The organism is Marinobacter sp. V032, from assembly GCF_052645435.1.
This window is the reverse complement of the sequence record NZ_JBQXYE010000004.1, coordinates 156768-178800: the sequence shown is the minus strand read 5'-3', so window position 1 is coordinate 178800 and position 22033 is coordinate 156768. Positions and strand designations below refer to the sequence as shown.

Sequence of the window (22033 nt, the reverse complement as noted above, 5' to 3'; positions counted from 1 at the left end):
CAGCGGCACGAAAAGAATTCTGACGAGGGTCATTGAATGTCCAACCCCAAGCACGACAAAGGCGAGCACTATTTCACATCGCCCAAAGCCGAGCCATTTCTGGAACGCCTGATTTTTAATAATCGGGCGGTTATCCTGATTTTATTTTTGCTACTGACGGTTTTTCTTGGCTACAACGCAGTCAAAATCGAACCGGATGCCAGCTTTGAACGGATGATCCCGCTGGAGCATCCGTACATTATCAACATGCTTGATCACCGCGAAGACCTCGAAAATCTGGGTAACTTCGTGCGTATCGCTGTTGAAGTGGAAGATGGAGACATCTTTACCGACGAATACATGCAAACCCTGAAGGAAATCACCGACGAGGTGTTCTTCCTGAATGGCGTTGACCGTTCCGGGCTTAAATCGGTCTGGACTCCTAACGTGCGTTGGGTGGAAGTAACTGAGCAGGGCTTCCAGGGTGGCTCGGTTATCCCGGATGATTACGATGGCTCCCGCGCCAGCCTGGAGCAGTTGCGCCAGAACATCCTGCGTTCCAACGAAGTCGGGCGTCTGGTTTCAGACAACTTCAAATCGACAATCGTTTACGCGCCGCTGTACGAAAACAATCCAGAAACCGGCGCGCCACTGGATTATCAGGCGTTCTCAAAACTGCTTGAGCAGAAGGTGCGTGAGAAGTACCAGGACGAAAACCCCAACATCAAGATCCACATTGTCGGCTTCGCCAAAAAAGTCGGTGATTTGATTGAGGGTATCGGTTCCATCGCCTGGTTTGCGGGCATTACCATTATTCTGACGACGCTGTTGCTGTTCTGGTACTCGCGCTGCATTGCCGGCACGCTCGTGCCTGTTCTGTCCTCTATTGTGGCGGTGTTCTGGCAACTGGGTATTTTGCGTCTGTTGGGTTATGGGCTGGATCCGTACTCGGTTCTGGTGCCGTTCCTGGTTTTCGCGATCGGTATCAGTCATGGGGTGCAGGTTGTGAATGCCATGGCATCCGAGGCCGCCAAGGGCTTTGATCCGATGACGTCTGCGCGCCTGGCATTCCGGTCGCTTTATATTCCGGGCATGCTGGCGCTGGTTTCAGATGCGTTTGGCTTCCTGACGCTGCTGTTCATCGAGATTGATGTCATTCGTGATCTGGCCGTAGCGGCCGGTGTTGGTGTTGCGATCATTATCATAACCAACCTGGTTCTGCATCCGCTGATCATGTCCTACGTTGGGATCACCAAAGGTGGCGTTAAGCACGTCCAGAATCGTGGTGAAAAGCAGGATCGCAAGTGGCGGATCATGTCCTATTTTGCGCACCCCGGTGTGGCACCGATTTCGCTGTTGATTGCACTTCTTGGCCTCGGTCTCGGTTTGTATTACAAGCAGGACCTTAAAGTCGGTGACCTGGATCAGGGTGCTCCGGAGCTGCGGGCAGACTCCCGTTACAATCTGGACAACAAGTACATCATTGAAAACTACTCCACCAGTGCTGATGTTCTGGTTGTTATGGTTGAAACGCAGAAAGAGCAGTGCACCCAATACGAGGTGCTCAATGCAATGGACCGTCTGCAGTGGGAGTTGCAGAACACGCCAGGCGTTCAGTCAACTGCCTCGCTTGCCGACGTTTCCCGTATCGTCACCAAAGCACTTAACGAGGGTAACTGGAAGTGGTTCGAGATTTCTCGCAACCAGACCATTATCAACGCGTCGATTCGTGAGGCACCAAGCGGCCTTATCAATACCGACTGCAGCCTGACACCGGTGCTGGTGTTCCTTGAAGATCACAAGGCTGAAACCTTGCGTACAGCTGTTGAGGCCGTTGAAACGTTCGCGGCGGATAACAGCAACGAAGTGCATAACTTCAAACTCGCAGCAGGTAATGCGGGTGTCGAGGCTGCGACAAACGAGGTTATCTCCAAAGCGAAGAACCTGATGCTGATGTTCGTTTACGGCGTTGTCAGTATTCTGTGTTTCCTGACATTCCGCTCGCTGCGAGCTGTGCTGTGTATCGTGGTGCCACTGGGCCTGACGTCTGTGTTGTGTGAGGCGATCATGACGGTGAGCGGCATTGGTGTGAAGGTGGCAACGCTGCCGGTTATCGCATTGGGTGTGGGTATTGGTGTCGACTACGGAATTTACATCTATACCAAGCTTGAGAAATACCTGCTCGAAGGCAAAGCCTTGCAGGAAGCCTACTTCGAAACCCTGCGTTCTACCGGCAAGGCGGTTATCTTTACCGGTGTGACATTGGGTCTGGGTGTGGTGACCTGGATATTCTCGCCGATCAAGTTTCAGGCTGACATGGGGCTACTGCTGTTCTTCATGTTCATCTGGAATATGGTGGGTTCGATCTGGTTGCTGCCGGCTCTGGCCCGCTTCCTGCTGAGGCCGGATCAGATGGTCGCCAAGGCGCGAGCCGCGAGCAAATAAGCTCCGGTTAATATTTAAAAGCCCGCTATGCGGGCTTTTTTTGTTTTCGCTCATGTAGTTAGCGAATTAACCGAACTTTATTTTCTGGCGCATTTGGTCTATGTTGGGGTGTGATAGTAATCATGAGGGGCAGTGGGTGTCCCAACGGGCTCATGCTCCGGAATAAGTGACTAATAAGGGAAGAATTATAATGGGACTTCGACACAAGTTATCCACTTTCGCGTTGGCAACCGCCGTAGGTCTTGGCGCAGCGTCTGCTCAGGTATCGGCTGCTGAACAGCGTTTTGTGACTATTGGCACCGGTGGCGTTACCGGCGTTTACTACCCGGCGGGTGGTGCTGTTTGCCGTCTGGTCAACAAAGACCGCAAAGAACATGGCATTCGTTGTTCGGTTGAAAGTACCGGTGGCTCGATCTACAACCTGAACGCGATTCGTCAGGGCGAGCTTGATCTGGCAGTAGCTCAGTCTGACTGGCAGTACCATGCGTACAATGGTAGCAGTGAGTTTGAAAAGGATGGCCCGAACAAGAAACTGCGTTCAGTGTTCTCTCTGCACCCGGAGCCGTTCACCGTTGTTGCTCGTAAAGATTCCGGAATCAAGAATTTCGAAGATCTGAAAGGCAAGCGTGTCAGTGTTGGTAATCCGGGCTCGGGCCAGCGTGCAACGGCTGAAGTCCTGATGAAAGAAATGGGTTGGGACATGAGCGCCTACTCACTGGCGGCAGAATTGAAAGCTGCCGAGCAGTCTCAGGCACTGTGCGACAACAAGATTGATGCTTATTTTTACACGGTCGGGCATCCGTCAGGCGCAATCAAGGAAGCCACAACGTCTTGCGACAGCGTGCTGGTCAATGTTGATAACGCTGCTACCAAGAAACTTGTAGCTGACAACCCGTACTATCGTGTGGCGACCATTCCCGGTGGAATGTATCGCGGCAACGACAATGACGTCACGACTTTCGGTGTGGCTGCGACGGTTGTGACATCGGCGGACGTTCCTGAAGATGTTGTCTACGAAGTTGTGAAAGCCGTCTTCGAGAACTTCGACAGCTTCAAGCGCCTTCACCCGGCATTTGAAAACCTGAAGAAAGAAGAAATGGCGACTGACGCCCTGAGTGCGCCATTGCATCCAGGTGCCGTTAAGTACTTCAAGGAAATCGGCCTGTTAAAGTAAGACCGGTGAAACGGGCCGCCTGAGTGTGGCCCGTTATCCGTTTTACTTTCAGTTGGAAGGCGGCTGCCCGTGTGCGAGGCAGCCGTTTTTGATATCACCCTCCTGACAGGTCTTTTCAATGGCAGATCAGCAAACTCAATCGTCACATGGTGACGACAGCGTCAACGGCAAGGCCGTGCCCGATGTTGATAGCGTGCTCCAGACCGAAACCGGTGGACGCGTAGCTACAGGGATGTCCGGCAAGATTCTGTTCATTGTGCCGGTCGTCTGGTCTTTGTTTCAGCTCTGGATTGCCTCTCCGCTGCCTTTCATCTTTGATATCGGCATTTTCAATTCCACGGAAGCGCGATCTATTCACCTCGCGTTTGCGATCTTTTTGGCGTTTTCTGCTTTCCCCATGATCAAGGGGAAGTCACTGGATCATGTCCCTGTTTTCGACTGGATCCTCGCCCTGTTGGCGGCATTTTGCGCCTCTTATATCTATGTCTTTTATAACGAACTTGCTTCTCGTCCTGGCGCGCCGACGACAATAGATATGGTTGTCGCGATCGGTGGCCTGGTGTTGCTGCTTGAAGCGACCCGCCGTTCGCTGGGGCTTCCGCTGGCGGTGGTCGCCGCTGTGTTTATCGTCTATTCGGTGGGCGGCCCTTACATGCCGGATGTGATTGCCCATAAAGGGGCAAGTATAGGGAAGCTCGCGTCGCACCAGTGGTTGGGTACTGAAGGGGTGTTCGGCGTCGCATTGGGTGTGTCGACGAGCTTTGTTTTCCTGTTTGTTTTGTTTGGCGCTTTGTTGGAAAAAGCAGGGGCCGGTAATTACTTCATTCAGGTGTCCTACGCATTGCTTGGCCACATGCGAGGGGGGCCAGCAAAGGCCGCCGTGGTTTCAAGTGGTTTGAGTGGTGTTATTTCCGGCTCTTCTATCGCCAACGTCGTGACCACCGGTACCTTTACGATTCCGCTAATGAAGCGGGTCGGCTTCCCGGCTGAAAAAGCCGGTGCAATTGAAGTGGCTGCATCGACCAATGGCCAGCTGACGCCTCCCGTAATGGGGGCAGCGGCATTTCTGATGGTCGAGTATGTGGGGATTTCTTATCTCGAGGTCATCAAGCACGCGATTCTCCCTGCATTGATTTCCTATGTTGCGCTCATCTACATCGTTCACCTTGAAGCCTGCAAGATGAAAATGTATGGCGTTGAACGCGTCAACAAGCCGACAGTAGCTCAGCGCATGCTGAACTGGACGGTACTGTTGATTGGCCTTTGCGCCCTGACCCTGGCTGTGTATTACGGTGTCGGATGGACTAAAGAGGCAATGGGCAGCTATGCGCCCTGGGTATTGACGGTCGCGCTTGTTGTTGCCTATGTCGGGCTTGTGGCCTATGCCGCCAAGTTCCCGCCCCTGGAGGCTGATGATCCGGACAAGGTGATGGATACCTTGCCTCCGGTGGGGGATACGGTCAAAACCGGACTTTATTTCCTGCTACCGGTCGTCGTGCTGGTCTGGTGTCTGACCGTTGAACGACTGTCGCCCCAGTTGTCTGCTTTCTGGGCAACTGTATTCATGGTGTTCATTGTCGTCACTCAGCGACCGCTGCTCAAATTCTTCCGTAAGCAGACCGGAGCATGGTTTTCCACATTGAAAGAGGGCGGCTGTGACTTGATTGGGTCGCTGGCGACCGGTGGTCGCAATATGGTGGGAATTGGTGTTGCGACTGCAACGGCAGGCATTGTCGTGGGAACCGTGACGCTCACCGGCATCGGTCTGGTGATGACCGAGTTCGTCGAGTTCATATCCGGCGGTAACCTGATGTTGATGCTGATATTTACAGCGATCATCAGCCTGTTGCTGGGGATGGGGTTGCCGACGACTGCAAACTACATTGTTGTCTCTACCCTGATGGCGCCGGTTATCGTAACTCTGGGGGCCCAGAACGGGCTCATTGTGCCACTCATAGCTGTACACCTTTTCGTGTTCTACTTCGGCATTCTGGCGGACGATACGCCGCCCGTGGGGCTCGCCGCCTACGCGGCGGCGGCGATCTCGGGAGCTGATCCGATAAAAACCGGTATCCAGGGTTTTACCTACGATATACGGACCGCCATCCTGCCGTTCATGTTCATCTTCAACACTCAGCTGCTGCTGATTGGTCTGACCGGGTGGTTTGATTTGCTGGTGACGATTGCCAGCGCTGTGACGGCGATGTTGGTATTCTCGGCAGCGACCCAGGGGTATTGGTTTACACGAACCAAAATCTGGGAAACAGTTTTGTTGCTGTTGATTACTTTCACGCTATTCCGTCCGGGCTTCTGGTGGGATCGAGTGTACCCGCCAACCGAAATGCGCCCCGGCGTCGAGGTGTTGGATCATGTGGGCGAAATTGCAGCGGGTGAGCCGATGGTGATGCGGGCGTCAGGCATGACCATCGACGGCACCGAGCAATCGACTTTTGTAAACCTGAAGCTGCCAGAAGGGGATACGCCCGAAGCGCGCCTGCAGGAAGCGGGCCTTGAGCTCAAGCGTGATGGCGACAGGATGGTCGTCGATTATGTTGCCTTCAGTAGTCCGGCCGAAGACGCAGGGCTTGCCTACGACTGGACGATCGACTCGGTTCAGGCAAAATTGGAACGGCCGCCCAAGGAGCTGATGTTTATTCCGGCACTGATCCTGTTGGGCCTGGTTGCTTTTGGGCAGCTAAGGCGACGGGCGAAGGAGGAAGAAGCAGAAAGCGCGGCTTGATTAAAGGCTTCAGATAGCGACTGGAAGTGAGTCGCAAAAAGACCCCGGTGGCAGCAATGTACCGGGGTCTTTTTATATCCGTCAGGTGCGTGCGATTTTCCTGATTTCTTTCCAGAGTAACCGGTAGGCATGCGCTGCCGGAGAGTTGGAGCGTATAAGTTCCACCGGGCAACGTGCTTCTCCCATTTTCTCCACGTCGCTTGCGTAGGGAATGAAGCCTCGCAGCCGTGAGGGAAGCTGTCCGCTATCGGCGCCAAGGATTTGTTGATGGATGCGTTTTCGACGATCAACCATCGATAAAAACGGGTGCAGTTTCTCCGGCCCCAGTTTTTTATCTTTGGCAAATTCTAGCAATTGTTCCCAGCTGTTCAGAGACAGCCAGGTGGGAATGGTCGGAACGAATACGTGGTCAGCCGTTTCCAGAATCTGTTCGGCGAGTCGCGAAAGGGATGGAGGGCAATCGAGCACAACCAGTCCGTAACTTTCAGATAGCGGTGCCAGCCATTTTCTGAGTGCGTGCTTGCCGCCGTCTTGATCAAGCCTTACGTCAAGGTTCCGAAAGCTGGGGTGAGCGAGGATAAGATCCAGATTGGAGTAGTCTGATGTGGTGATCATCCGTCCGACAGGGGTCTTGCCTTTGATCAGTCGGGACGCCTTCTCGCCGACCGTGTCGGGTTCTTTGCCGAGGTACCAGCTTGCAGCTCCCTGCGCGTCAAGGTCCCACAATAACGTGGGGACACCGCTTTGGCCTGCGAGGTAAGCAATATTCACCGCTGCTGCGGTCTTTCCGACGCCCCCTTTGAGGTTGTGAAATGCAATGACCCGCAATGCGATTCTCCCTGTTAGCCCAATGCTGCTCCGATTATTCTTTCATTGTGCATAGCTTATCTGACTTTTGCATGACATCCCTCGCCGGGGGCTGATAGACTGCCCGTCCCAAAATGGCCCGCGACTCGTGACGCGGCCGCCCGAAACCATGTGGTCTCTCGTAATGATCACCGCTGAAAGGAGCATATCCATGCCTGTAGTTACCCTGCCTGACGGTAGTCATCGTAGTTTCTCGCAAGCTGTTTCCGTCCATGATGTGGCCGCTGATATCGGCGCCGGCCTTGCCAAAGCGGCTCTTGCCGGTCGCGTGAACGGCACATTGGTGGATACCAGTTACGAGATCACCGAAGACGCGGAACTCGCCATTATTACCGAGCGCGACCCGGATGGAGTGGATGTTATCCGTCACTCAACCGCTCACCTTCTGGCAATGGCAGTCAAGGATCTGTTTCCTTCAGCGCAAGTGACGATAGGGCCGGTTATTGATAACGGTTTCTATTACGACTTCAAGTTTGATCGCCCGTTCACCAACGAAGACCTCGCCCGTATTGAAAAGCGGATGGAAGAGTTGGCGAAGCAGGACTTCAAGGTCTCCCGGTCAGTGATGTCCCGTGCTGAGGCGGTCAAGCTTTTTGACGAGATGGGCGAAGAGTACAAAGTTCGCATCATTGAGGACATTCCCGGGGACGAGAACCTCTCGTTCTATCAGCAGGGGGATTTTGTTGATCTCTGCCGTGGTCCCCACGTGCCGAACACCGGCAAGCTCAAAGCGTTCAAGCTCACCAAGGTTGCCGGTGCTTACTGGCGCGGTGATACCAGCAATGAGCAGCTGCAGCGCATCTACGGCACCGCTTGGGGCAACAAGAAAGAGCTCAAGGCTTACCTGCACCGCCTTGAAGAAGCGGAGAAGCGGGATCACCGCAAAATTGGTAAAAAGCTTGGCCTGTTCCACATGCAGGAAGAGGCGCCCGGAATGGTGTTCTGGCACCCGGATGGCTGGAGCATCTATCAGGAAATTGAGCAGTACATGCGGCAGATACTGCGCCGCCATGACTACAAAGAGATCAAGACCCCCCAGGTGGTATCCCGGGTGTTGTGGGAGCAGTCAGGTCACTGGGACAAGTTCAGTGATGACATGTTTACCACTGAGTCTGAAAAGCATGACTATGCGATCAAGCCCATGAACTGCCCCTGCCACGTGCAGGTGTTTAATCAGGGTTTGAAGAGCTACAAAGAGCTCCCGCTGCGTCTGGCCGAATTTGGCTCTTGCCACCGGAATGAAGCATCTGGTGCACTTCATGGTCTTATGCGGGTCCGCGGCTTCACCCAGGATGATGCGCATATTTTCTGTGAGGAGGGCGATATCCAGGCTGAAGTCTCCCTGTTTATGGATCTGCTGCATGAGGTTTATACCGATTTCGGATTTACCGAAATTCTGTATAAACTCTCGACCCGACCTGAAAAGCGCGTCGGCTCAGATGAAATCTGGGATAAAGCAGAGGCTGCCCTGGAAGAAGCGCTGAATCGTGAGGGTGTTGATTGGGAACTTTTGCCGGGCGAAGGCGCGTTTTATGGCCCGAAAATCGAGTTTTCCCTTAAAGATTGTATCGGTCGGGTCTGGCAATGCGGTACTGTACAGGTCGATTTCTCGATGCCAGGCCGGCTCGGCGCACAATATGTGGCAGATAACTCAGAGCGCCGCACACCGGTCATGTTGCACCGGGCGGTACTGGGCTCGTTCGAGCGTTTTATTGGTATCCTGATCGAGGAATACGAGGGTGCGTTCCCGACCTGGCTATCGCCAACCCAGGTTGCCGTGCTGAATATCACGGATAATCAGCGCGAATATTGTGAAAAAGTAACAGAAACCCTTGAAAAAACCGGGTACAGAGTGCATGCCGACTTGAGAAACGAGAAGATCGGCTTTAAAATTCGCGAGCACACTCTTAATAAAGTGCCTTATCTCGCGGTTATTGGTGATAAAGAGGTCGAAGCCGGCGCAGTTGCTATACGTAACCGTAAAGGCGAAGATCTGGGCACAATGTCGCTGAGCGACTTCCAGGCCATGCTGGCGGAAGACGTTTCACGCAAAGGTAGAAATCAAACGGAGATCTGATTATTAAACAGCGAACGAATCGGGGTGGACGTGCTCCACGCACGCCTATCAATGAGAATATAGACGCCACAGAAGTACGTCTGATCGCAGCGGACGGTGAGCAAGTCGGCGTTGTCGCCATAGAAGACGCTCTGAAAGCTGCTGAAGAAGCTTCTCTGGATCTGGTTCAGGTTACGAATTCCGATCCGATCGTCTGCAAGATAATGGACTTCGGTAAAAAGGTCTTCGAAGAGAAGAAGGCCAAAGCGGCTGCGAAGAAAAAGCAGAAGCAGGTTCAAGTTAAAGAAGTGAAATTCCGGCCAGGTACGGAAGAAGGGGATTATCAGGTCAAGCTACGCAACCTGACACGTTTCCTTGAGAACGGGGACCGGGGCAAGGTCACTATTCGCTTCCGCGGACGTGAGATGGCACACCAGGAAATTGGTATGAAGCTCATGAATCGTGTTGAAGCGGATATTGAGCACTTTGCCCAGGTAGAGCAACGGCCGAAAATGGAAGGCCGGCAGATGACCATGGTGGTTGCTCCCCGTAAAAATAAGTGATCCGGATAACGGTAACTGTCCCTCGCACAGTGCGGGGGATTTGTCGTTAATGGGTCATTCTTTATTTAAACTAAAATGCGGAGTTTTAGAAAAATGCCAAAGATGAAAACCAAGAGTGGAGCTACCAAGCGGTTCAAGAAAACCGCGAAGGGCTTCAAGCATAAGCAGTCCTTCACCAGTCATATTTTGACCAAGAAGAGCCCTAAGCGTAAGCGTCAGCTTCGTGGTACCAAGCTGATTGCCAAGTCTGATGTGGCATCCGTCAAACGTATGATCGCCTGCTAAGGCATTACTGGATAAAGAAGGATTAAATTATGCCTCGTGTAAAACGTGGTGTCGTCGCACGTCGTCGTCACAAGAAGATTCTGAAGCAGGCTAAAGGTTACTACGGTGCCCGTAGCCGAGTGTTTCGTGTTGCCAAGCAGGCGGTTATCAAGGCCGGTCAGTATGCTTACCGCGACCGTCGTAACCGCAAGCGCCAGTTCCGCGCACTGTGGATCGCCCGTATCAACGCGGGTGCCCGTGCAAACGGCCTTTCCTACAGCCGTCTGATCGCTGGCCTGAAGAAGGCTAACGTTGAGATCGACCGTAAGGTTCTTGCTGATCTGGCGATGAACGAGCAACAGACGTTCAGCGTCGTCGTTGAAAAAGCAAAAGCCGCACTCGCTTAAGCTCTTTCATCGATTGCAGTACGAATCAGATGCCTGTTTTTACAGGCATCTATTTATAGGGGAAGAGCGCGCTCTTCCCCTATTTTTGTTCAGGGCTCGATGAATTTTGAAAGCCTTGTGAGCGCTAAAAAGATTATTGATTGGAGCAGGGTCAATGGAAAACCTGGAGAAACTTGTTCAGGACGGCCTCAAGGCGGTCGGGCAGGCAACGGATCTCAAGTCGCTGGATCTGGTGCGTGTAGATTACCTTGGTAAAAAGGGCGTGCTGACACAGCAACTCAAGTCTCTGGGGCAGCTTTCTGCTGAAGAAAGACCCGCTGCCGGTCAACTGATTAATCAGGCGAAGGTGCAGGTTCAGGACGCTATCAATGGACGTCGGGCTGAACTCGAGTCATCGGCGCTGGATGCCAAGCTTGCGTCCGAATCTATTGATGTGACCTTGCCCGGCCGTGGTCAGGCTCAGGGCGGATTGCATCCGGTTACCCGCACCCTTCAGCGTATCGAACAGTTCTTCTCCCGCGCTGGATATAGCGTTGAGCAAGGTCCGGAGATCGAAGATGATTACCATAACTTCGAAGCTCTCAATATCCCCGGCCATCACCCTGCGCGTGCGATGCACGACACCTTTTACTTCAATCCCGGCACATTGCTGCGAACCCATACTTCTCCGGTACAGATCCGTTCAATGGAAGGCAGCCAGCCGCCATTCCGCATGATTTGCCCTGGTCGTGTTTACCGGTGTGACTCCGACATGACCCACACGCCGATGTTTCATCAGGTCGAAGGGCTGCTGGTCGAGAAGGATGTCAGTTTTGCCGACTTGAAAAGCACCGTGGAAGAGTTTTTGAGAGTGTTCTTCGAGAAGGATCTGGCGGTTCGTTTCCGGCCGTCCTATTTCCCGTTTACAGAGCCGTCTGCCGAGGTGGACATTGAGTGGGGGCGTAATGAAGACGGCTCCATCAAGTGGCTGGAGGTAATGGGCTGCGGTATGGTCCACCCGAAAGTATTCGAGCATTGTGGTATTGATTCGGAAGTCTATCGCGGATTTGCGTTTGGTATGGGTGCCGAGCGTCTGGCGATGTTGCGCTACGGCGTCAACGATCTGCGGATGTTTTTCGAGAATGATCTGCGTTTCCTCAGACAGTTCCGATAGACGGCGGGCGCATAGCAACGCCGGCGAATTCAGGATTAACGGTATCAGCACAAGGCAACAAGCATGAAATTTAGTGAACAGTGGCTGCGCGAATGGGTAAACCCGTCGATCGATACCCAGGCTCTGGTTGATCAGATCACCATGGCAGGGCTCGAAGTTGATGGATTCGAACCGGTCGCCGGCGCATTTTCTGGTGTCATCGTAGGGCGAGTCGTATCGGCAGAACCCCATCCCGATGCGGATAAGCTGCGTGTATGCCAGGTTGAGGGCGGCGCTGAAACCGTTCAGATCGTATGTGGCGCACCTAATGCCAGAGCTGGAATCAAGGTTGCTCTGGCGGAGGTAGGTGCCGTTTTACCCGGTGACTTCCGTATCAAGAAAGCAAAACTTCGTGGACAGCCATCCCAGGGGATGCTGTGTTCGGAGGCCGAGCTGGGCTTTTCTGACGAGCATGATGGCATTATGGAGCTCCCGGAATCGGCACCGGTTGGGGAAAACCTGCGCGCTTATCTTGGGCTGGACGATGTCACTATTGATGTTGACCTCACACCCAACCGTAGCGATTGTCTTTCCATTCGCGGGCTGGCCCGTGAAGTGGGTGTGCTGAATCGTCAGCTGGTAGACGCGCCAGAGCTCACACCGGTTGCCCCGAGCCACTCGGATGTTGTGGATGTGCGGGTGAGTGCACCGGAAGGCTGTCCCCGTTATCTTGGTCGCATTATTCGCGGTGTTGATCTGTCTGCAGAAACGCCCCTGTGGATGCGTGAGCGCCTGCGTCGATCGGGCATTCGCAGTATTGATGCCGCTGTGGATGTCACAAACTATGTAATGCTGGAGCTGGGCCAGCCCATGCATGCCTTCGACCGTGCTGAGATCATTGGTGGCATTGTCGTGCGTTGGGCGGAGCAGGGTGAAAAGCTGACGTTGCTTGATGGTCAGGAGGTTGAGTTGACCCGCGATACGCTGGTCATTGCCGATCACGAAAAGCCCGTGGCGATCGCAGGCGTGATGGGAGGCGAACACTCGGGAGTCAGTGCTGAAACACGTGATCTGGTGCTGGAGTCCGCATTTTTTGAGCCCATTACCATTGCTGGAAAAGCCCGTCACTATGGCTTGCACACGGATGCATCCCACCGTTTTGAACGCGGTGTTGACCCCAAGCTGGCGCGTGATGCAATGGAGCGCGCCACCCGGTTGCTGCTCGATATTGTGGGTGGCGAAGCGGGCGAAATTACCGAAGTTGCCAGTGCCAAACACTTGCCCGAAGAGGTGCAGGTCGAATTGCGCGAGCGCCGCGTAGCGGATGTTCTGGGGCTGGAAATCAATCGCACCGAGATCGAAGAAATTCTGACTCGTCTTGGCCTGCATGTTGATAAGCTGACACGCGAAGGTTGGTTGATTCGAGTGCCAAGCTATCGCCCGGATATCGCCATCGAAGAAGATCTTATCGAGGAAGTGGGCAGGATCTTCGGTTACAACAACCTTCCGGTCACGACCCCATTCGGTGGTTTGGCGCTGCGGGAAGAGCCTGAAGCCGTGCGCCCGGTCTCCGCCATCCAGTCGTTGCTCGTTTCGCGTGGCTATCAGGAGGCGATCACATACAGTTTTGTTGATGCTCAGGCTCAGGCACTGCTGAGTACACACAAAGCTATTGAGCTGGCGAATCCGATATCAAGCGATATGTCAGTGATGCGAACCACGCTGTGGACGGGGCTGCTGAAGACAGTCTCGCACAACCAGAATCGCCAGCAATCCCGCATCCGGCTGTTCGAGACGGGGCTGCGCTTTATCAGCAACGGAGAGAGCATTGACCAGGTGCCGATGCTGGCGGGTGTCGTAACCGGATCTCAAGACCCTGAAAGCTGGGTTAACGGGCGACGCAATGTCGACTTTTACGATGCCAAGGGTGACCTTGAAGCGCTGTTTGATTTATTGGGTATTCAGGTCGATTTTGTGGCTGGAGAGCACCCCTCACTGCACCCGGGCCAGACAGCCGAGCTGCGAATGAATGGCGAATCTGTTGGCTGGCTGGGAGCCTTGCACCCTCAGGTGCAGAAAAAACTGGACCTGAATGGCGCGATCTATGTCTTTGAGCTATTCTTGAATTCGATCCTCACTGGATATGTGCCTAATTTCAAAGAATTTTCAAAATTTCCTGAAGTTCGCCGGGATTTGGCTATTATTATCGGGAATGAGGTTGGTTATGCCGAGGTTCAGCGTATCGCCCGTCAACATGCGGGTGAGCAGCTGACTGGTGTGCGTCTGTTTGATGTGTTTGAGGGCGAGGCAATCGGCGAAGGCCGCAAGAGCCTTGCCTTGAGCCTGTTCTGGCAGCATCCTGAACGGACGCTGAATGACGAAGAGGTTCAGGCAAGCGTTAATGCTGTGGTTGACGCGCTGAAGGCTGAGCTTGGAGCAACACTGAGGAGTTAGTGGAATGGCGGCTTTGACAAAAGCGGAGATGGCGGAACGTCTTTACGAAGAGCTGGGGCTGAACAAGCGTGAAGCCAAAGAAATGGTAGAAGCCTTTTTCGGTGAAATCAGAGACGCCCTGAGCCATAACGAGCAGGTAAAGCTCTCCGGCTTTGGTAACTTCGATCTCCGGGACAAGAAAGAGCGCCCGGGCCGAAACCCTAAAACCGGGGAAGAAATTCCCATTTGTGCGCGTCGTGTCGTTACTTTCCGGCCGGGACAAAAACTAAAACAGAAAGTAGAGGCGTATGCTGGAACCCAGTCATAACAACGAACTGCCCCCAATTCCGGGCAAGCGCTATTTCACTATCGGTGAAGTGGCTGATCTGTGCAGCGTTAAAGCGCATGTGCTGAGATATTGGGAGCAAGAGTTTCCGCAGCTGTCACCGGTAAAACGAAGGGGCAACCGTCGTTATTATCAGCGTGCCGATGTACTGACGATCAGGCAGATTCGTGCCTTGTTGTACGATCAGGGCTACACGATCGGCGGTGCCAAGCAAAAACTGAGCAGCCATGAAGTCAAAGACGATACGTCACAATACAAGCAGCTGATCAAGCAGATGATTGCCGAGCTTGAAGAGGTGCTGGACGTACTGAACAGCCCTGCCTGAGTAACGGTAAGGCTGGTTTTGTTTTTGTATTCATTCCTGTTTATTTTTGCGGGGAGCTCGTGTAGACTTCGCTCCCGCTAAGCCATTGAACTTCCTGTTCAAAGGCTGGCGTGTCGGGGCGTAGCGCAGCTTGGTAGCGCATCTGCATGGGGTGCAGAGGGTCGCAGGTTCAAATCCTGCCGTCCCGACCATTTTTCCTTCCTTTTGTTTGTCCTTTCAGCACTCTCTGTGCGTTTTCGTGTTTATTGTTCCTAGTTGATCTTGCATCGAGCATTTTCGGCATTTCCCGCTTTGTTTTTTACCGCTGATGGCGGCGGTTGCTAACGCTGTGATTCGCTATGCCGTCTGGACAGATTGCCTGCTTGCCGACATAGTGTGGCCACCGGGGCGTTAGTTAAGCCGCCTTCGTCTGGAAAACAATAACGGAACCGTTTGGTTTGGCATCATGACTGCAGTAACCCATTCCATACTTGTCGTCGATGATGATGACGATATCTGTGAGCTGTTGCAGACCTTTCTGGGACAGGCGGGCTATCACGTGCGCACCGCATCGGACGGTGATGCCATGCGTGAGGCTATGGATGAGTCACTACCCGATGTGCTGATACTGGATATCATGCTACCGGGTGATGACGGATTTACCCTTTGCCGCTGGGTCCGCGAGCATTTCAGTCTGCCGATCATCATGCTGACGGCCAGCTCTGACGAGACGGACAAAGTAATCGGGCTGGAGTTGGGGGCTGATGACTATATCGCCAAACCTTTCAGCGCCCGTGAGCTTCAGGCACGCATCAAGGCGTTATTGCGGCGTTCCCAGCTGAGTCAGCAGGGGTTTAGGCGCTATGTCCGTTTCGGTCAGTGGCGCCTGGACTACCAGAACCATGAAATCAACGATCGCGATGGTCTTCGGGTCGCCCTGTCGGGTGCTGATTTCGCTTTGCTGAAACTCTTTATCGACAATGCCAACGCTATTCTGGATCGGGATACCATTGCCGGTGTTACCCGGGGCCGTGAGTCTGATCCGCTGGATCGTGTCGTGGATGTTGCAGTCAGCCGGCTGAGACAGCGGCTCGGCGATCAGGGGCGCCAACCCAAATTGATCCGTACCGTCCGTGGTGCCGGCTATATGCTGACGGCCACTGTCAGTTATGAGAATGAGTAAACTCAAGTCTCTTCTGGAGCGGTTTCGGCCGCGGTCACTGCTCACCCGGATGCTTCTGCTGACGCTGTTGGCCGTGGTGATGGCTCAGGGCATCTCAACCACATTCTGGTACGCCACATTTCGGGCTCAGGAAGATGAGGGCTTGCTGAACAGCAGCAGTAACCTGGCTTATTCCGCAGCCGCTACAGTTCGCTTCTTCAAATCATTGCCCCTCGAGTACCGGCACATCGTGCTGGATCAATTGCGGAACATGGGGGGGACCCGGTTCTTTGTGTCCCTGAATGAACAGGAAATTCCGCTCAAGGCATTACCTGACACCGATCGCAAGGTTCGGGTAGTCAGTGTGGTAAGTAATGTCCTGCGCCAACGCCTCGGGGGCGATTTACCGATCCGGGTTGAATTTGTTGCCCCCGAAAATCTTCGAATTCTCAACAGCCGGATGAAGCTGACGGATTTACCGCCGTCCTGGGCCGGCTACGCCCTGAACCTGGACCCTATCAATCCGCCGGTGCTGGTCACCCAGATCGAAATCGCGCCCAGCGAGTGGCTTTACCTGGCGACGCCGCTGCCGGCGCCTTACGTATCACTGGAAGACCCTGTGCTGCCGCGGCAGCAGATCTTTTTTATAGTGATGGTCAGCATCTTCCTGCTGAGCTTTATTGCCTTGCTGGTGCGCTGGCAGACCCGACCTCTGCGACGATTGGCAAAAGCGGCAAGGGAAATGCCGTTTGATGACGACCGGCCTCCGTTGGCCGAGCAGGGCAGTAGTGAAGTGGTCGCGGTGACCCGGGCTTTTAACACGCTTCGCGAACGTATCCAGCGCTATCTCAAGGACCGGGAGCAGCTGTTTACTTCAATCTCCCATGATCTGAAAACGCCGATCACCCGCCTGAGACTCCGCAGTGAATTGCTTGATGACGACCTCCTGAGGGATAAGTTCGAAAAGGACTTGCAGGAGCTCGATCTGCTCGTCAAGAGCGCGCTGCAGTCGGTAAAAGAACACGATGTCTACGAAAACATGGAGGCCGTTGATGTCCATGGCCTCATTGATCAGGTGACCGAGCCGGCGGCGAAGGAGCCGGGCAAGGTCACACTTGTTGGCCGCGCACTTCGCCCGTATCGTTGCAAGCCGTTAGCGCTGCGCCGCTGCATCGGTAACCTTTTCGATAACGCCTTGAAGTATGGTGAGCGGGTGACGATTCGTATTGAGGATTCGCCTGAGATCCTGACGCTGTATTTTGAGGATGAGGGCCCGGGCTTGGCGCCAGAACAGCTGAGTAAAATTTTTGACCCTTATTATCGGGCGTCGCCGACGGCTCCCGGCGATGGTTTGGGATTAGGTATCGCTCGCGGTATCGCCCATGCCCATGGCGGCGAGGTGGAGGCATCCAACCGCGCTGAAAGAGGGCTGCGCCTGACCCTTTTCCTGCCCCGAAATCCCCACTGACCGCGCCCGCCGGCCAATGTATCAAAGTTGTTACATTGGCCTTGCACTTTGATACGTCAGCGAAATCCCCGTTGCCATAGACTCAAATGATGTTGTCCTTATGAGACAACTGTTTTTACTCACAACAACAACAAGGTGCCGACTATGAAACTGATCCGTCATTTAATGGTTGCTATCGCCCTGTGCGTAGCCGGTTCATCCGCCCAGGCGGGCGAGGTGGAAGTGTTGCACTGGTGGACGTCCGGTGGTGAAGCAAAAGCTGCTGCTGCCCTCAAGCAGATGATGGAAGACCAGGGTCATACCTGGAAGGATTTTGCTGTCGCCGGTGGCGGTGGTGAAGCAGCAATGACCGTTCTCAAAACCCGTGCTGTTTCCGGTAACCCACCCGCAGCAGCCCAGATCAAAGGGCTCGATATTCAGGAATGGGCCAAGCTGGGCTTTTTGACCAGCCTTGATGATGTCGCAGATAAGGCTAACTGGGACAGTATGCTGCCGCCTGTGGTGTCCAAGGTCATGAAATATGAAGGCCACTATGTAGCCGTGCCGATCAACGTGCACCGTGTGAACTGGCTGTGGGTCAACCCCGCTGTTTTCAAGAAGGCCGGTGCTGAAGTCCCGACGACTCTGGACGAGTTCTTCGCGGCCGCAGACAAACTTAAAGCCGCAGGCGTTGTTCCGCTGGCTCATGGCGGTCAGGCATGGCAGGACGCCACTCTGTTCGAAGCGGTCGCACTTGCTGTGCTAGGTCCAAAAGACTACACCGCCGCGTTTGTCGAGCATGACATGGACGTGCTTTCCGGCCCGAAAATGGTTGAAGCGTTGACCAAGTTCCATCGCATGCGTGATTACATTGACCCCAACTCGGTGGGTCGCGACTGGAACGTTGCCACCAAGATGGTCATCAACGGCGATGCCGCGATGCAGATAATGGGTGACTGGGCCAAAGGCGAATTCACTGCGGCCGACAAAGTCGCCGGCAAGGACTACCTGTGTGTGCCTGCCCCGGGTACCCAGGGCACGTTCACCTTCAATATTGATTCTCTGGCCATGTTCAAACTGAACGACGAAGCGAACGAAAAGGCACAGAAAGATCTGGCCCGGACCATTCTGGAGCCCGAATTCCAGACCCTCTTCAACACTGCCAAAGGCTCGATTCCCGTGCGTACAGACATGGATATGTCGAACTTTGATGCCTGTGCCCAGAAATCGATGGAGGCCTTCAAATCGACGGCCGATACCGGCGGACTGGTGCCAAGTTTTGCCCACGGTCTGGCAACCACCAGCGCGGTTCAGGGCCAGATTTTTGATGTCATCACCAACTTCTTCAATCAGAAAGATGCGGATCCGAAAGCAACGGCCAAGAGTCTGGCCTCAGCTGTTCAGTCTGCACTCTGATCCTGTCAGGCAACATTCAATAAGGGGCGGGCACGCAGTTGTGTGCGCCCCCTGACCGATTACGGTTGAGGAGTTTCAAGATGGCTCAGCTCGGAGCGGTGTCCCAGGCGACACCCCGGCGTCCCCGTGTCCGTCTTACCCAGCTTTTGGAACGTCTGCTTCCCAAATTGGCGCTCGCGCCGACGGTGGTGCTGACGCTGGTGGGTATCTACGGCTTTATGATCTGGACCGGCGCGCTGTCGCTGACCAGTTCAACCTTTCTGCCCAGCTATGAATTTGCTGGATTCGAGCAGTATCAGCGCCTATTCGCCAATGACCGGTGGATGACGGCTTGCCAGAACCTGGCGATATTCGGCGCGCTATTTATTGGCTTTTGTCTCGCAATCGGCTGCTTTCTGGCCATTCTGCTAGACCAGCGTATCCGCCATGAAGGCATGATCCGCACGATTTATCTTTACCCGATGGCATTGTCGATGATTGTGACCGGTGCGGTTTGGCAATGGATTCTGAACCCCAGCCTGGGTCTGGAAAAACTCATGCACGACTGGGGTTGGACCAGCTTTCAGTTCGACTGGCTGACCGACACTGACATGGTCATTTATACCATTGTGATTGCTGCCGTGTGGCAGGCGTCCGGGTTTGTGATGGCGCTGTTTCTGGCAGGGCTGCGCGGTATCGATGGTGCCATTATCAATGCTGCCCGTGTTGATGGTGCAAGCTTGCCCCGTATTTATCTGCGAATCGTGCTGCCAGCGATGCGCCCGGTATTTTTCAGTTCGGTGATGGTGCTGGCCCATATCGCAATCAAGAGTTTCGATCTGGTGACCGCCATGACGTCAGGTGGGCCGGGATATGCATCGGATTTGCCGGCTCTGTTCATGTATTCCTTCACGTTTACGCGCGGCCAGATGGGGATGGGCGCTGCCAGTGCGATGTTGATGCTGGGAGCACTGTTGGCGATTCTCGTGCCGTACTTGTATTCGGAACTCAGGGGGGCGCGCAATGCTTGATTCCACGCGTAAAGCGCTCACGCCCAGTCGGGTACTGGTGTATGCAACCTTGTTGCTGGCCTGTCTGGTTTATCTGATTCCCGTCTTCGTGATGTTGATCACCAGTTTCAAAACGACCGGTGACATCCGTACAGGCAACCTGATGAGCATGCCCGAAAGCTGGTCGCTGGAAGCCTGGAGCAAGGCCTGGTCCTCTGCCTGCACCGGCGTGGAATGCAACGGCGTAAACGGGTTTTTCTGGAACTCCCTCAAAATGACGATTCCGGCGGTCCTTATTTCCACAGGGCTTGGCGCTATCAACGGTTACGTGCTTTCAAAGTGGCGTTTTCGAGGGTCCGACCTGTTTTTCAGCATGCTGCTATTTGGCTGCTTTATTCCCTTTCAGGTTGTGCTGCTGCCGATGGCCTCAACGCTGGGCAAGTTGGGGCTGGCAAATACGACACCCGGCCTGGTGCTGGTGCATGTGGTCTACGGGGTCGCGTTTACGACGCTGTTTTTCCGTAACTTTTATGTTGGCGTGCCGGATGCGCTGGTGAAAGCCGCGCGCCTTGACGGCGCCGGATTCGTCACCATTTTTGTGCGCATTATGTTGCCGTTGTCGACGCCCATTTTCATGGTGTGCTTCATCTGGCAGTTCACACAAATCTGGAATGACTTTCTGTTTGGAGTGGTGTTTGCCAGTGGCGACAGTCAGCCCATTACAGTGGGGCTGAACAACCTCGTGAACACCAGTACCGGGGTCAAGGAATACAACGTCGACATGGCGGCTGCGATGATTGCCGCGCTGCCCACGCTGCTGGTTTATATCCTGGCGGGCAAGTACTTCATTCGCGGGCTTACGTCTGGCTCGGTCAAAGGTTAAAAGGTCCTACAATGGCACAATTACAACTCAAGGGTATCCGCAAGACCTACGGTAATGCCGCTCAGGAAACCCTGAAAGGCATTGATATCAATATCGAGTCCGGCGAATTTCTGATTCTGGTCGGCCCTTCCGGCTGTGGCAAGTCGACTCTTATGAACAGCATTGCGGGGCTCGAATCCATCACCGAGGGTGGCATTTACATCGATGGTGAGGATGTGACCCATGCTGAGCCCAAGGACCGGGATATCGCCATGGTATTTCAGTCCTATGCGCTCTATCCGACGATGACCGTGCGGGAGAATATCGCGTTCGGGCTCAAGATCCGGCGTATGCCCAAAAACGAAATTGAGACAGAAGTGCAGCGTGTCGCCAAGCTGCTTCAGATCGAGCCATTGCTGGATCGAAAGCCCGCCAAACTGTCCGGTGGGCAGCAGCAACGGGTTGCCATGGGACGTGCATTGGCGCGTCGGCCCAAGATCTATCTGTTCGATGAACCGCTGTCCAATCTTGATGCCAAGCTACGTGTCGAGATGAGGACTGAAATCAAGCGCTTGCACCAGCGGTTAGGAACAACCATCGTCTACGTCACTCACGATCAGATTGAGGCGATGACGCTGGCGGATCGTATCGCGGTAATCAAGGACGGTGAGTTGCTGCAGCTGGGTACCCCCAAAGAAGTCTACGAGAGCCCTGCAACACGTTATGTAGCAAGCTTTATTGGCTCGCCTGCCATGAGCTTCATTCCGTTGCAGGTAGAGGGCGAAGCGGGGAATCTCAGGGGGCGACTCAAAAGCGCAGACGGTGACGAAATGTTTGTGCCGCTGCCGGAGAAGCTCTCCGCCTGGCACGGCCGCGAGATCCATCTGGGCATTCGCCCGGAACATATCACCCAGCCTTTGGCCCACAAGCAGGATCAGGCAACGATTGCTTCGGGTATCTTCAGAATAGAGGTAACCGAGCCGACAGGGCCGGATGTCATGGCGCTCACTCATATCAATGGTACGGAAGTGCATTGCCGGCTCGATCCGGATCATACTGTGGCACCCGGGCAGCCAGCTGAACTGATGATCGACATGAGTCGTGCCGTATTTTTTGAAGCAGGGCAGGAGGCCAGGATTGACGCCTGACCGGGCAGAGTGGCCGGCCTGATAAGCCTGACGGAAAAGCGGCTGCGATAGTCGCCGGCTGCGGTTTGGGCGCGCCGGCGCAATGCCATGCCTTGTGCCCGGTCGCGTTCTTATACGATGCGCTATGCTGTAGGGTAGAAGAGCGGTTGCCCTGACAGGGAAGGGTGCCACGATTGCGACGAGCGGAGCGATCTTGCGCCACCGCTGCAGTGCACGGAGACCAAGCAAACGGCCTTTGGCACCCACCGGGGCTTGTTCTATTTTGCCGCTGACGACCCGCATAAATTGAGAGATCTGTT

At 54.3% G+C, this 22033-nt stretch carries 18 protein-coding genes and 1 tRNA gene; 18 read left to right on the top strand and 1 reads right to left on the bottom strand.

All coding sequences use genetic code 11. The features are described from left to right. Positions 1-36: 36 nt before the first annotated feature. From ACUN9X_RS16670 to ACUN9X_RS16660, 3 genes are all read left to right on the top strand, one after another. Positions 37-2424 (top strand): efflux RND transporter permease subunit, encoded by a 2388-nt coding sequence (locus ACUN9X_RS16670; RefSeq protein ID WP_260034744.1) that lies wholly within the window; start codon positions 37-39, stop codon positions 2422-2424. Between the two features lie 190 nt (positions 2425-2614). Then, entirely contained in the window at positions 2615-3598 is a 984-nt protein-coding gene (locus ACUN9X_RS16665; RefSeq protein ID WP_260034746.1) for a TAXI family TRAP transporter solute-binding subunit, read from the top strand. A gap of 232 nt (positions 3599-3830) precedes the next feature. After that, on the top strand, positions 3831-6338 hold the full coding sequence (locus ACUN9X_RS16660; protein ID WP_445473856.1) for a TRAP transporter permease: 2508 nt from the start codon (positions 3831-3833) through the stop codon (positions 6336-6338). An 81-nt stretch (positions 6339-6419) separates the two neighbouring features. Here ACUN9X_RS16660 and ACUN9X_RS16655 read toward each other — a convergent pair whose 3' ends face one another. Beyond that, positions 6420-7166 carry a ParA family protein gene (locus tag ACUN9X_RS16655; protein WP_260034749.1) on the bottom strand — a complete coding sequence of 249 codons (747 nt, stop codon included), beginning with the start codon at positions 7164-7166 and terminating at the stop codon, positions 6420-6422. 190 nt (positions 7167-7356) lie between these two features. Here ACUN9X_RS16655 and thrS point away from each other — a divergent pair, with 190 nt between their 5' ends. The 15 genes from thrS (at position 7357) to ACUN9X_RS16580 (ending at position 21734) form a co-directional block, all read left to right on the top strand. Then, positions 7357-9282, top strand: a complete 1926-nt coding sequence (thrS, locus tag ACUN9X_RS16650; RefSeq protein WP_445473798.1) for a threonine--tRNA ligase — start codon at positions 7357-7359, stop codon at positions 9280-9282. After that, positions 9279-9824, top strand: coding sequence for a translation initiation factor IF-3 (infC, locus tag ACUN9X_RS16645; RefSeq protein ID WP_260034990.1), 546 nt, complete (start codon positions 9279-9281; stop codon positions 9822-9824). The genes thrS and infC overlap by 4 nt, the downstream gene beginning before the upstream one ends. A 93-nt stretch (positions 9825-9917) precedes the next feature. Beyond that, on the top strand, positions 9918-10109 hold the full coding sequence (rpmI, locus tag ACUN9X_RS16640) for a 50S ribosomal protein L35 (RefSeq protein WP_260034753.1): 192 nt from the start codon (positions 9918-9920) through the stop codon (positions 10107-10109). A gap of 29 nt (positions 10110-10138) precedes the next feature. Then, a complete protein-coding gene (rplT, locus tag ACUN9X_RS16635; protein ID WP_260034754.1) occupies positions 10139-10495 on the top strand; it encodes a 50S ribosomal protein L20 in 357 nt (118 codons plus the stop codon). Between the two features lie 154 nt (positions 10496-10649). Further along, the gene (pheS, locus tag ACUN9X_RS16630; RefSeq protein WP_260034756.1) at positions 10650-11648 is read left to right on the top strand and encodes a phenylalanine--tRNA ligase subunit alpha; all 999 of its coding nucleotides are present in this window, start codon (positions 10650-10652) and stop codon (positions 11646-11648) included. Positions 11649-11711: 63 nt separating this feature from the next. Further along, positions 11712-14081 (top strand): phenylalanine--tRNA ligase subunit beta, encoded by a 2370-nt coding sequence (gene pheT, locus ACUN9X_RS16625; protein ID WP_445473797.1) that lies wholly within the window; start codon positions 11712-11714, stop codon positions 14079-14081. 4 nt (positions 14082-14085) lie between these two features. Beyond that, positions 14086-14388 (top strand): integration host factor subunit alpha, encoded by a 303-nt coding sequence (gene ihfA / locus ACUN9X_RS16620; RefSeq protein WP_260034759.1) that lies wholly within the window; start codon positions 14086-14088, stop codon positions 14386-14388. Then, positions 14369-14731, top strand: a complete 363-nt coding sequence (locus tag ACUN9X_RS16615; protein ID WP_260034760.1) for a MerR family transcriptional regulator — start codon at positions 14369-14371, stop codon at positions 14729-14731. The genes ihfA and ACUN9X_RS16615 overlap by 20 nt, the downstream gene beginning before the upstream one ends. 114 nt (positions 14732-14845) lie before the next feature. Beyond that, positions 14846-14922: transfer RNA gene (locus tag ACUN9X_RS16610), tRNA-Pro, on the top strand. Positions 14923-15176: 254 nt separating this feature from the next. Continuing rightward, on the top strand, positions 15177-15893 hold the full coding sequence (locus ACUN9X_RS16605) for a response regulator (RefSeq protein WP_260034761.1): 717 nt from the start codon (positions 15177-15179) through the stop codon (positions 15891-15893). After that, positions 15886-17340, top strand: a complete 1455-nt coding sequence (locus tag ACUN9X_RS16600; RefSeq protein ID WP_445473796.1) for an ATP-binding protein — start codon at positions 15886-15888, stop codon at positions 17338-17340. Before ACUN9X_RS16605 ends, ACUN9X_RS16600 begins: the two co-directional genes overlap by 8 nt. 144 nt (positions 17341-17484) lie before the next feature. Further along, a complete protein-coding gene (locus ACUN9X_RS16595) occupies positions 17485-18735 on the top strand; it encodes an ABC transporter substrate-binding protein (protein WP_445473795.1) in 1251 nt (416 codons plus the stop codon). 80 nt (positions 18736-18815) lie between these two features. Beyond that, positions 18816-19745, top strand: coding sequence for a carbohydrate ABC transporter permease (locus tag ACUN9X_RS16590; RefSeq protein ID WP_260034765.1), 930 nt, complete (start codon positions 18816-18818; stop codon positions 19743-19745). After that, the gene (locus ACUN9X_RS16585; RefSeq protein WP_260034766.1) at positions 19738-20607 is read left to right on the top strand and encodes a carbohydrate ABC transporter permease; all 870 of its coding nucleotides are present in this window, start codon (positions 19738-19740) and stop codon (positions 20605-20607) included. The genes ACUN9X_RS16590 and ACUN9X_RS16585 overlap by 8 nt, the downstream gene beginning before the upstream one ends. An 11-nt stretch (positions 20608-20618) precedes the next feature. After that, positions 20619-21734, top strand: a complete 1116-nt coding sequence (locus tag ACUN9X_RS16580) for an ABC transporter ATP-binding protein (protein WP_260034768.1) — start codon at positions 20619-20621, stop codon at positions 21732-21734. Positions 21735-22033 lie beyond the last annotated feature (299 nt).